Origin of the sequence: Methanosarcina soligelidi (genome assembly GCF_000744315.1) — an archaeon.
Classification (GTDB): Archaea; Halobacteriota; Methanosarcinia; order Methanosarcinales; family Methanosarcinaceae; genus Methanosarcina; species Methanosarcina mazei.
The window spans coordinates 1903952-1915523 of record NZ_JQLR01000001.1 but is presented as its reverse complement, the minus strand read 5'-3'; the positions used below and the strand labels follow the sequence as shown (position 1 = coordinate 1915523).

The 11572-nt window shown below is 40.6% G+C and carries 11 protein-coding genes; 5 read left to right on the top strand and 6 right to left on the bottom strand.

Annotation, left to right across the window (positions count from 1 at the left end; genetic code table 11):
* Positions 1 to 97 precede the first annotated feature (97 nt).
* Positions 98 to 1027, top strand: coding sequence for a peptidoglycan-binding domain-containing protein (locus M886_RS08470; protein WP_048036688.1), 930 nt, complete (start codon positions 98 to 100; stop codon positions 1025 to 1027).
* 25 nt (positions 1028 to 1052) lie between these two features.
* Here the strand turns inward: M886_RS08470 and M886_RS08465 are convergent, their stop codons facing one another.
* From M886_RS08465 to M886_RS17760, 6 genes are all read right to left on the bottom strand, one after another.
* Positions 1053 to 1475, bottom strand: coding sequence for an SRPBCC domain-containing protein (locus M886_RS08465; protein ID WP_268745877.1), 423 nt, complete (start codon positions 1473 to 1475; stop codon positions 1053 to 1055).
* 629 nt (positions 1476 to 2104) lie between these two features.
* Complete coding sequence (locus M886_RS08460; RefSeq protein WP_048038206.1) at positions 2105 to 2590, bottom strand: hydrogenase maturation protease; 486 nt, start codon at positions 2588 to 2590, stop codon at positions 2105 to 2107.
* A gap of 118 nt (positions 2591 to 2708) precedes the next feature.
* Positions 2709 to 3521, bottom strand: coding sequence for a cytochrome b (locus tag M886_RS08455; protein ID WP_048040994.1), 813 nt, complete (start codon positions 3519 to 3521; stop codon positions 2709 to 2711).
* Positions 3522 to 3546: 25 nt separating this feature from the next.
* Positions 3547 to 5322: a nickel-dependent hydrogenase large subunit gene (locus M886_RS08450; protein ID WP_015412353.1), complete on the bottom strand. Its 1776-nt coding sequence runs from the start codon at positions 5320 to 5322 to the stop codon at positions 3547 to 3549.
* 7 nt (positions 5323 to 5329) lie between these two features.
* The gene (locus M886_RS08445) at positions 5330 to 6481 is read right to left on the bottom strand and encodes a hydrogenase small subunit (protein ID WP_235203907.1); all 1152 of its coding nucleotides are present in this window, start codon (positions 6479 to 6481) and stop codon (positions 5330 to 5332) included.
* A gap of 798 nt (positions 6482 to 7279) precedes the next feature.
* Positions 7280 to 8291, bottom strand: a protein-coding gene (locus M886_RS17760) for an IS630-like element ISMma17 family transposase (RefSeq protein WP_076611966.1) whose coding sequence is annotated in 2 segments (ribosomal slippage) — positions 7280 to 7808 and positions 7807 to 8291 — 1014 coding nt in all. Because the reading frame shifts where the segments join, the coding sequence is not laid out codon by codon here.
* A gap of 472 nt (positions 8292 to 8763) precedes the next feature.
* Between M886_RS17760 and M886_RS08430 the strand changes: the two genes are divergently transcribed.
* The 4 genes from M886_RS08430 (at position 8764) to M886_RS08415 (ending at position 11459) form a co-directional block, all read left to right on the top strand.
* Positions 8764 to 9057: a HypC/HybG/HupF family hydrogenase formation chaperone gene (locus M886_RS08430; protein ID WP_226987583.1), complete on the top strand. Its 294-nt coding sequence runs from the start codon at positions 8764 to 8766 to the stop codon at positions 9055 to 9057.
* 225 nt (positions 9058 to 9282) lie between these two features.
* Positions 9283 to 9954 (top strand): hydrogenase nickel incorporation protein HypB, encoded by a 672-nt coding sequence (hypB, locus tag M886_RS08425; protein ID WP_048037164.1) that lies wholly within the window; start codon positions 9283 to 9285, stop codon positions 9952 to 9954.
* Between the two features lie 472 nt (positions 9955 to 10426).
* A complete protein-coding gene (locus M886_RS08420) occupies positions 10427 to 10774 on the top strand; it encodes a hypothetical protein (RefSeq protein WP_048037169.1) in 348 nt (115 codons plus the stop codon).
* A gap of 139 nt (positions 10775 to 10913) precedes the next feature.
* Positions 10914 to 11459: a gamma carbonic anhydrase family protein gene (locus M886_RS08415; protein ID WP_015412345.1), complete on the top strand. Its 546-nt coding sequence runs from the start codon at positions 10914 to 10916 to the stop codon at positions 11457 to 11459.
* Positions 11460 to 11572 lie beyond the last annotated feature (113 nt).

Sequence of the window (11572 nt, the reverse complement as noted above, 5' to 3'; positions counted from 1 at the left end):
TGAAATTTTAATTTTGTATTTGCGGCACATCATATAAAAAACGGAACGCGCTGCAGAGTATATGGACTAGAATTATGAAGAATGTGGGGGATAGAAAATGACTATCGGGGATGGTCACGATTTAAAATCATCTAGATTCGCAGGTGATGAGGTTTTAGAGGCCTGTTTAGATAAAGAAAGGGTCCTGCGCAGAGGAGATAGCGGCCCGGCGGTAAAGAAAATACAGGAAGCTCTCATATTTCTGGAGATCCCTGTACCCGGTGCCGGAGCTAATGGGATATTTGGGGACGAAACTGAACTGGCTGTCAGAAGCTACCAGGAAGCTAGAGGACTCAAGGTTGATGGGGTAATAGGTTCAGAGACAATAGGAAGTCTGGATGAAGAATTCCCCGGTGTGGTGGAAAAGACTCCGGTTTCATCGGCTACGGAGCCATACGTGTCTGAAGTTCCAACTCCCCTGAAACCCACGCCTCCTGTTAAACCGCCAAGGGCGTCTCCGGTTGAACCGGTAAAGGCACCTGACGTCCCGCCAGTAAAGGCACCTCGAGCTCCAAAGGTGGGAGTACCTCCATTAAAAATACCCCAGCCTCCGGGAGTGCCAACAGTTGAACCTCCGATTATGACGACACAGGCAGTTCCGCTTGAACAAACACCAGACCGTGTGACCAGGCCCATAACTCCGCCTGTAACCCGGCTACCTCATACGGTTGATAGTCGGGGGCGCAAATTCCATGCTGCAGGAACATGGAAAGGCGATAAATCTTCTTTTGGAGCTGAGGCTGGAAAATCAATACGTCTTGAGGTAAAGAACCTGAAATCCAAAGAGTCAAACGTCATAATAAAAACAAACATGGGAGAAGTAAAAGAATCCGTGCTTTTACCTGGCAAACTTGTAGACTTCGAATTTGTTGAAATAGATAAAGAGCCTTTTATATGGAGATTTTACATTGAGACAGATAGTAAAGATTCTCTAATCGAGTGGAAACTCTACAGCAACTGGGTTCCAGGAGATTCTGATAATCCCTGAAAGGTAGAAAAAACCCTTTCCTTTTTTACTTTTCCTTTTCAGAACGTTCTTTAAGCGCCCGGTTCATCTCTTCAAAACTGTTCCTGGTAACTGCAAGTATTGAGGTAAAAAAAGGAACCAGTAACCCGTTAAATTTCTCGTGCTGAATAAAAAGAACCTGATTTTCATTCAGAGGCTCAATGATAAAGCAGTGTTCGCCGTCAAATATCCCGGGGACATAAAGATGCCCTGACCAGCGTAATTCCTTTTCAGGCTTCACAGCAAGAACGTCCGGGTGAAGCGTCATCCTGCGATTGCCCAGATGCATTTGAGCTGAAATCCTGTTGCCCGGTTTGGCAACCCCGTCGATCTTACGAATAAATGGATTCCACTGCTGATATGCCTCAAAATCAATAAGTACCTCCCATACCCTGGAAGCCGGTGCGTTAATAGCAATTTCGGTATGGATTTCTTTCCGGATAATTGATCTGTTCAGACCAAGAATTATATAAAGAACAGATGCAAGAAAGAAAGCTCTAAATATCCTGCGAAGACCCAGATATGGAATCTTTACACCCCTTTCTAGTTATACCTTCTATTTATACATAAATTCCATGCATTCTATTTAAGAGAACTTCTTTTAAGGATACGATTACGGACAACAAGGTAAATCTTCATGCGTCTTCGGTTAAGTGAAGAATCGTGATAAATTGCCTCCATTCCTACGACATTCATCAAATATTTAATTTCATTATAGGCATGAATAGGATATCGATTTCATGTAAATCGACCAAAATTTAAGATAGGCTTCTGGTGCAAAATCGATAGCTTTCAGGCAAAAAAATTCCTTAACCGATGACCAATGGGTAAATCTTAAGTTATCAATTAAAAAGAGGATAAATGCAAAGTACAGAAAGGAAAAATAAAATAAATCAAAAAAAACTAAAGATAAACCAGAAAAATTAAAGATAAACCAGAAAAATTAAAGATAAATCAGAAAAATTAAAGATAAATCAGAAAGAAATAAAAAACGTACATGATATTCTTGGAATAACATGCCCAAAAAATGAAAGTGCTTTCAAGTACTTTCATGCCAAATTAAAGTGAGGATGAGACCTCTTTTCTGATAAGCCTTATAGCCTTATCAACGCCTTTAAGCACATCCGGGCTTATTTCCCTGGTAATTTCAGTGGCTCTGGATCCGATTTCAATTCCTATTACCACAATTTCCGGCAGAGTCTGAACCTGCTCCCCAATCATCAATACATCTGTAATGGTCAGATCATGTACTGAGATCAGAGGGAGAAATTCGGCGTTTTTTAGCAGATCCCTGCCTTCAATGCGGTGTACGGAACCCGCAGGGCTGCCCGCCAGAATTGCGTCCACTATGATGACCTTTCTGGCACCATCGAGAAGATTTAGCAGATCAAGCCCGCAGACTCCTGCATCTTCGATGTCAAGACCTTCAAGCTCTTTAAACTCTTCTTTTTTAAGGATCTCGATAACTTTCAGACCAACGCCGTCATTTCCCATAATAGGGCTTCCGAAACCCAGGATACGGATAGGAGAATGCAATATAGTCATACTCTCACCATTACGAAACTGAATATATGTATTTTTATTCATTTTGATATGTTTGGATGTCTATACCGCATTTTCCTGTATCCGCACATTTTCCGGGATTTCATGAATATTTCATGAATTATTCTTTTACTTCCGAGGGTTTATCGGACGGGTCCCGCCATAGTTCCCTGTCAGGCAGGTGATTTGGATTGTTTCTTGCAACCTCTACAAAGTGCCTGTCTGAGAGGTCTTCTTTTCCTGACCAGAATATGGCTTTGTAGTATTTCCAGACACGAGGATCAAACTCGAGAATTCCCACATGAACCACCAGTTCAAAGATAAACCAGTATGTCATCAGCAGGTGAAGAACCCTCAGGAACCCTACAGGAGTCATTCCGAATGTGGGTGCGATCATGCCAGATATTGAAATGATCCACTGTGCTACCGGAAGACCAAAGAGTGACCAGTCAAGCTTGTACAGGACGATTCCTGACACCGTAATTAAGAAGAGTGCTAATCCTTCGAGTGGAATCAGGATCTTCATTAAGGGGTGAAGTTTGGTCTTGTAGTGGCCAGTCTTTTCATCATAGACAGTGAATGCAGGGTATTCGCCTTTCCCAAAGAAGTTTTTAATTATGCCTACCAGGCGAGCTAAATCTTTAGGACCAAAGATGTAATGGTCTACGAAATGCGATATTTTTCCCATTAACCCGTGCCCTTCGGAAAAGATATTGTATGGTATAAGTATCCAGTTTACTGCAAGCAGGAACGGGACCGCAATCATGTGCAGTGTACGTGCTGTATGGAAGCTCATAAACTCCCATCCAGCGTATATCTTTAACCCGGTGATGATGAGCACTATCATCGCGATAGCATGTACCGTATGAGCTATCCTGTCCGTTATAGTATAGCGCTCAACAACCATCGCCTTCGGGTTGTTGTTAGATTTCATCGTGGGTCATCTCCCTGTACTGTACTTAGAGTATCCTTAGAGTATTTGGAGCGCATTTCCCTGTAAGGTCTATTGTGTGGACTGCGCATGAAATGCACGGGTCGTATGACCTGCCCATGTGGAATATTCCAACTGGATTGGTGTAATCTACCTCTCCAACCGGGTTAATTTTTGAGCCGATGAGAGACTGTTCAAGCGGTCCAGGTATTCCATTGCTGTCCCTTGGAGACATCAACCATGAACCCGGAACTATGCACTGGTAGTTTGCAACCTTGCCACTTCCGTTTGTAGAAATCCAGTGGCCAAGAGCCCCACGTGGTGCTTCCCACAGGCCCATTCCCTGACTGTCTTTAGCTGCATTGAAGTCAAGAGGCACGGAAATCTTTCCCCCGGGTTCGTAGTCAACAGTAACCCAGTTGAGAAGCTCATATGCGAGAATTGCGGTTTCCTGCATGCGAGCCAGCATCCTTGTATAAACATTGGCTGGCGAATATCCATTTTCAGCCAGTGCCAGAGCAAGTCCTGTTACAAGCGGCTCTTTTATGTTCAGCATGCGTGCAAGAGGCCCGACTTCACCTGCAATTCCGTCATATCTCGGAGCCTTGTCCCAACTGTACTGGCTGTCCGAGCCTCCTGTGTATACAATTTTCTCAGGATCTGTGAATGGAACTGTTTCACCTTTTACTGGTGGGAGGTCGTTTACACTGTTCTGGTAGAATGAGTGTGCCGTACTCTCTGTGATCTTGTCCGGATCAAATTTCAGGTATTCCAGGTTTCCTGATACCACACCTGATGTGAAAATCCTGTCTCCTGCCGGGCTCCTCGGGTCATATCCGTCTGTTGGCTTGTAATATCCTCCGTATGCAACGAAGCATATCTTTGAAGGGTCCTTGTACCCTCCGATAGTATCATGTTTCAGGCTTGCCGGAAGGCCAAGAAGTTTTTCTCCTACCAGTTCCGAACCAAAGGCTGCATAGAACTCTACATCTCCCCATCCTGCTTCTTTTGAGAAGTCGTTGGAAGATGTTGACTTGTTGATAAGGTCAGTCAGGTGTTCGGTGACGAAGTTTACCGCTTTCGTAGGGGAGCTTGCCTTGTATGTATTTTCGATCCATGTATTGAAATCAACTTTCAGAGTATGTGCAGATACGAAGTCCATTACCTGCAAATAGTATGTTGACAGTTTTGTAATATCTGCAACAGTTGCCGGGTATGTGTATCCTCCAGGATACAGGGATGATGGGCCTGGCATCCTTCCTGCAATAAGTGCAATCATTTCCTGAAGGCGTTTCTTTTCAGGAATTGCTGCCATGTATGAACTTCCTGCAGGTATAGCCGCACCATCCATCTTGTAGCTTATAGGTGCAAACCTTCCAAGCATTTCATCCCAGACTGCGCTTCCCGTGTCTCCGAGTGGTGTAAGGACCTTTTTGTATGCCGGGTTTGCAAGGTCAGGTCCAAACAGGACATATATATGAGTTGCATGGCTTGCCACCATGTTAAGTCCCTGGAAAATGTTCCTCATAACAAGAGCATCTTTTGGGACATGTTCAGCCACGCCGTACAGTTCGTCAAGTGCGTTTGTTGCTGTTAACCCATGAGAAAGCGGACATACTCCACAAATCCTCTGTGTAAGAAAAGCTGCGTCTCTCGGGTCCTGGTGCTGCAGTATGCGTTCAAATCCCCTGAATATAAGGGACGATGACTGTGCATCTGTAATAACACCGTTTGCATCTACTTCTGTTGAAATTCTCTGGTGTCCTTCAATTCTGGTTAAGGGATCAACTGTAACGTTTACCATTTTTCACTCACTCTCCTTTTCCCATTCTCCTTACTGCATGCACACCTGCAGCAACTGCGGCTGCCCCTACAGCTACCTTTGCTACTGTGTCAATATTTGCCCCTACAATTCCCTTGTCTTCCGCTTCAACATACAGAGGTCTTGACGCATCCGGGAAACCCGGGTCTACACAGTTAATGCACGGTCCTCCTGCCTGTGTACACATGCTTACCGATCCGTTCCATCTTCTAATTCCACAGTCTGCATGTGCATACGGAGCTTTGCATCCCAGTTTCCAGAGGCACTTTTCTCCTCCTACTTCTTCGTCAAACTCTCCCCTGTCATAGTATCCGCGGCGTGGGCAGTTTTCATGTACTGTATGGTCCGGTGGGAAGAACACCTTTGGCCTTCCGTATTGGTCAAGAGCTGCTGGCAGGTCGTCCGGTATCTTTATTTTTCCAAGTATTACCGCACCCAGGGTAAGAAGAATCCAGTCAGGGTGAGCAGGGCAGCCCGGTATGTTAATTACCGGCTTGTCAATTCCAAGTTCCTTGAGCATGCCTTTTGATGCATCGGTCTTTTTGAAAGCAACTCCTCTGTAGTCTGTCTCCTTTTCAATATCGCTGTCCGCAGAGGTAATTCCTCCCCAGCATGCACATGCACCGACTGCAACTATTGCATTTGCGTTCTCTGCAGCCTCTCCGAGTGTCTCCTTGAACGTTTTGTTCCCTATAACCAGGTATCGTCCTGATCCGTCCGGACCGTTGGGGATTGACCCTTCAACAACCAGGATGTAATTACCTTCTTTGTAAAGGTCTTCAAGTAAAATCTCTGAGTTAAGCTCTGAGGTGTTTACAAGCTCACCATCATTCCATATTCCCTGCTGCATACAGAGTGTCTCATGGTAAGCAAGGTTTACATTGAGTTTTGTCAGAGCCTGTGCAACATCAGGATTGCCTCCGTTTAAAAGAGATTCTGAACATCCGGTGCATTCTGAACCGTGTATCCAGATCAGTTTTGTCTCTGCAAACTCAAGCGCATTTACAATCTCTGTTTGATAGGTGCCAAGAAATGCAGTTGCACCCAGAGCGCTTACCGCCTTCATGAAGGTGCGGCGGTCCATTTTTAAGAAATCCATACTCTCAAGTGTACGGGTAAGGTTTTTCATTCCAGTACTCATCTCTACCACATCTTGATTTTACCCAAAATATATGTCGAAAGGGGCTTTAGATTAATCTAACTGTAACTATATAAATGCATATATAAATATACTGATAATGTTTTGAATGAGGGAATAGTATTTAAGGATTTTTACACAAGTGAGTTAATATATTAATTAAGAGATAGAATGTATTAAATAAACATAAATATATATAAATATATCGAAAATGAGAATACGTGTTGAGATACCTTACTAATCAGCAAAATAAATTTTTGTAAAATTGATTGACTATAAAAACAAAAGCAAAAATTAAAATCTGTCACCGCAGAAATTCACCCTCTAAAATGGCAAACAAAATATGAAAAAATAGCCAAAATATAGACAATTTTATAATTAAAAGCACAAAAAAAATTCAAAAATAATAAATTATTTTTTACGACTTTGTGAATTGATGTTTGAATTATAAATAAACCAGAGTATAGAGCCATAATTAAAAATATATTTAAATCCTGGTTTTTATCGGGTAATTTAAAACCTGTCCCTCCTGAAAGTCTTGATAAAGTCCCTGAAAAAATGTCAGAAAAGGTTAGAAACTCAGATAAAAAGAAATTTTAAATCTAAAAACAATCAGGGAGTAACATAAAAAGAAAGTTACTAATCACAGACAAGAAAACAAAAATCATCTTAAAAACAGTGAAATAGAGCTTAAAATAATGATTTATAGCTTTATATAGACAAAAAGATGGTAGAGAAAGGATTAATATAAGTTATAAAGTAAAGATGAAGAAACAAAAAGGATATAAAATAGAACTATAGTCACCATTTTAAATAATGCGACATCTTGTGCGTGAATACATGCTTCTCCCAAAACTCATCTAGTTCTTCCTTTAATACTTTAATATTCTTGAATGATTTTATTGACGTTAACTCTTCTCTTGTCGTTTTCCAACAATATTCTGTTGGGTTCCTATCTGGAGTAGCTGGAGGGAAAAGTAATATTTGCAACCAATATTTGTTATTTTGAAAGAATTCTCTTGCTTTTTTCGATTTATGCCATGTTGCTCTGTCCAGTAGAAGAAATATTTTTCTTCCTATGTCTTTTTTAAGCTTTATTAATGATTTTAAGAAAGAGTCTGTATTCTTTTTAATCCCTAAATCATACCAATAAAAGTCTCTGTTTTCAGTGTAGAATCCTCCAATATTGATTTTTGTTTTTGAACCACTTATAAATTTAATAGGCTTAGAGCCTTTTATTGCCCAACATTTTGATCTGTTTGAGTCTAAATAAAAACTACTCTCATCCTGAGTGACAAATAAATAGTCAGGATTTAAGAGTCTTTTTTTTGATTTCAGCAATAAATTCGTTTGTTAATGCCTGATTTCGTCTTTTTGATTGAGGTCTACATGTAATTCTACTAAATCCTAAATTTTTAATAATTTGTCTCATTCTTGATTTGGAATAAGATATTCCAAATTTCTCTCTGACAAATTGAATTGCATCCTTAGTTTGCCAACCACGAGAAAAGCCATCATCTGTTGGTATTGGCTCTGATAATGCTTTCTTTAACACAGAAAGTTGCTCTTCAGTTAAAAAAGACTTTACTCCTCGACCAGGTCTACATTTAAGGCTGGACAAACCTTCTTCTTCAGCTCTTTTCATCCAACGATGAACTGTTGAACGATGAACTGAGAAATCTTCTGCAACTTTAGCTGGACTCAAACCATTTTTAACTAACAGCAACGCTTGAAGTTTTAACTTCTCATTCTTGTCACAGGAACTACAGATAGCTGTGGCAACATCAGAAGTAGTAAACATTTCCAAACTCATAATTAAAATAATATAATTACTTCAATTATATAAATGTTGCATTATATAGAAGGGTCACTATATATTGTCAGCTGAAATAAAATTTCGGGAATATGTACTTTTACAAAACACCGGATTAATAACCGAATTAATAAATCCAGAAACAATCATCCTGCATTAAATATGCCAGACCAATTCTCGCTTATTAACCAGTTTTCGTTAGATATTAGCATTACAATACTTATCTTTTTTTACAAATATGAAATAAATTCTTAAAGATATAAAACAGGCCAGAACTTAATTCTATAAATATTAAATCAGACATCAGTTAAATACAAATTAAAATATTAATTACCATATTGATAAAATAAACCTTAAGCATAAGTCGAATACTATTAATAGAGCGGAAAAGATCAAATAGCGAGAGATTGCACAAAATCAATTCTCTTAAATGATTTTTTATAAAAACCTCTAAAATATCGAATTTTGAAAAATGAAATTTGGAAAAGAAAACGGTAGATATAATATGTGTATAGCAATTCCTGGTAAAATGACGGCTATTGTGGATGAAAACACAGCAACTATTGACATGGGCGGGATCTGCAGAGATGTAAATATGGCACTTATGGGAGGTGCCGAGGAATCCATGATTGGAAAGCATTTCCTCGTCCATGTTGGATATGCGATATCTGAGATTTCGGAAGAGGAAAGTGAAGAAACCATGCGCCTTCTCAAGATTATGGCCGGTCTCGAAGAAATTGATTCCTTTGAAAACGAATCTCAGTGAAAGTTGATACTGGCAAAAGGAAAGTACATCCTTTTCAAATCACTCCCAAAAGATATTCACTAAAATCTCAAGCGTCCACAACGGATCTCACTCAAAAATACTTATATGAATAGCCTTTAGCTTCTCAAATTTAATTCAATTTAATATAAGTTAATTCAATTTAATTTAATAATAAATATCGAATTCCGATCAAGATAATAAGCAACCCTGGTGATGTTTATGTTAATGCATGTAATCCATATGGGACATGATGTTTACAAGGCAAATGACAAAATTGCCGAAAAGAACAGGAAAACTCTTGACAAACACGGTGTCTTCTCAGTAAATGTTATGGGAGCAATAGGTTCAGGAAAGACCACTTTGATTGAAGAGGCTATCAGGCACCTTAAGGATAAATACAGAATAGCCGTTGTTGCAGGCGATGTTATTGCAGAGATGGACGCTTCCCGTTTTAGAAAGCTGGATGTTCCGACAATCCCTGTAAATACCGGAAAAGAGTGCCACCTGGATGCGAAGCTTGTAGAAAAGGCTCTGGGTGAGATAGACCTTGATAACACTGATCTCCTGATTATTGAGAATGTAGGCAACCTTATCTGCCCTGTGGACTTTAAGCTGGGAGAACACCTGCGGGTTGTGGTTGTGAGCGTCACGGAAGGAGACGACATTATCCTCAAGCACCCCATGATTTTCAAGACTTCAGAGCTTGCTGTCATAAACAAGGTTGATATTGCACATGCAGTTGATGTTGATTCCGAAAAGATGAGGGACGACATCCTTTCCTTAAACCCTGAAGTGCCGGTGATCCTTACATCGAAACACGACTGGGAAAGCCTTGAAACATGGATAGGTTTCATCGAGCTCGGACTCACCAGAGCAAAGGAAGCTCAGAAAAAGTAAGGCAGATGAAAGACAAGTAAAATGAAGAGCCTGGAATAGGTCAAGCCTGGAATAAGTTAAATCAAGAATAGACCATTTATCTGTTCTCTTCCTTTTCTTCTTCCCTGGACAGGCCTCCCTCATTCGAGCATTGGAGGAAAGACCCTGTAAAGAGATTAGACCTGTACGGGTAAAAGATATTTTCGTGATTTAACTCTTTTTAGCCCCTTAAGAAAAGTCCGCTCCGTACCTTCCAAATCATATCTTCCAGATTAGTCTTTTTTGAGTTTAGCTTATACTCTTTATGAATTAGGCCTCTTGAGCGAGCGGAGAAAGCGAAAAGGACACTATCCTCCTGGGAAGAACCTCGAGGAGTGAAAAGGACACCATCATCACGAGAAAGAGCACGAGCAACATAAATTAATTAAGGCAGTGATGGGAAATAAGTATACAATTAAAAGTCATATGCTGATCGATAGTAAGGAGCCACAGCGTGAAACTGGACCCTATTGTGGAAGAAGAACTCTTGCGCTCAATACCGGTATATTTTGTTTCTTTTTTAGCCATTGGAGCATTGAATTATACAGGCTATATCTCAATAGATGGCCTTGCGGCTTTCTTCCTGGCTTTTGTGCTAACAGCAATACATTTTGTGCTCATGCTAAGGTACAGGAAAAAGGAATATCTGACAGACCCTTCAATCAGTTCAATAATAGACCACATGCTCAAGCGAGAAAAGCCTGAAAAAAAGAATGCAGAATATACAGAAGTAGGGACAAACTTCCGCCCTGTTCTGATAATACTTGTTATCACATATCTCATTTATCGTTATGCAGCCTGAATCAGGAGCTATTTTTGAAGCATGCAGAAATAAGTGGGGAAAACAATGTGTAGCAGAAGCTAAAATTAAGAAATAACATAAACAATACGCATAAAGAAACGATAAAGAAACGATAAAGCTTGAGAAGTGGAGGATAAAGATGATAATGAGATTTAAAGGGATGAGTCCCAGAATTGCTGAGACGGCTTTCGTTGCGGATTCTGCGGACATAATAGGAGATGTTGAGGTAGGGAGCCATTCAAGCATATGGTTTAATGCAGTAATCAGGGGAGACCAGAACAAAATAGAGATCGGCAACAGGACAAGCATCCAGGACGGCGTTATTATCCATGCAGACCCTGAAAATGGGGTTCAGGTTGGGGACAACGTGTCTGTAGGGCACGGGGCTGTTCTGCACGGGTGTAAAATAGAGGAGAATGTAATAATAGGCATGAATTCGACTGTGCTGAACGGGGCAGAGATAGGGAAAAACTCAATTGTCGGTGCAAACGCGCTTGTGCCCCAGGGGAAGAAGTTCCCGCCTAACAGCCTTATTATTGGGGTCCCGGGTGCGGTAAAAAGGGAAACGAACGAGGAAGATATTGAGGCTATACAGGAAAATGCTGAAGAGTATGTTGAGATGGCAGAAGAGTATAGAGAAGAGATAAAGAGATATGCTTTCACAAAATCAAGTTCAATGACCTGATGCACTTTCATAAAATAAAGTTCAATGACCTGAATCCAAGTCCGATGGCCTGAATTCTGGCAGTACCGCGCCCGGAGAAAAGCATCACAAAATATACATAAGTGATGTGCACA

Coding starts and splice junctions, on each gene's coding strand:
- M886_RS08470 (WP_048036688.1), top strand. CDS start 98: ATGACTATCGGGGATGGTCACGATTTAAAATCATCTAGATTCGCAGGT.
- M886_RS08460 (WP_048038206.1), bottom strand. CDS start 2,590: ATGACTATATTGCATTCTCCTATCCGTATCCTGGGTTTCGGAAGCCCT.
- M886_RS08455 (WP_048040994.1), bottom strand. CDS start 3,521: ATGAAATCTAACAACAACCCGAAGGCGATGGTTGTTGAGCGCTATACT.
- M886_RS08450 (WP_015412353.1), bottom strand. CDS start 5,322: ATGGTAAACGTTACAGTTGATCCCTTAACCAGAATTGAAGGACACCAG.
- M886_RS08445 (WP_235203907.1), bottom strand. CDS start 6,481: ATGAGTACTGGAATGAAAAACCTTACCCGTACACTTGAGAGTATGGAT.
- M886_RS08430 (WP_226987583.1), top strand. CDS start 8,764: ATGAAATTTGGAAAAGAAAACGGTAGATATAATATGTGTATAGCAATT.
- hypB (WP_048037164.1), top strand. CDS start 9,283: ATGCATGTAATCCATATGGGACATGATGTTTACAAGGCAAATGACAAA.
- M886_RS08415 (WP_015412345.1), top strand. CDS start 10,914: ATGATAATGAGATTTAAAGGGATGAGTCCCAGAATTGCTGAGACGGCT.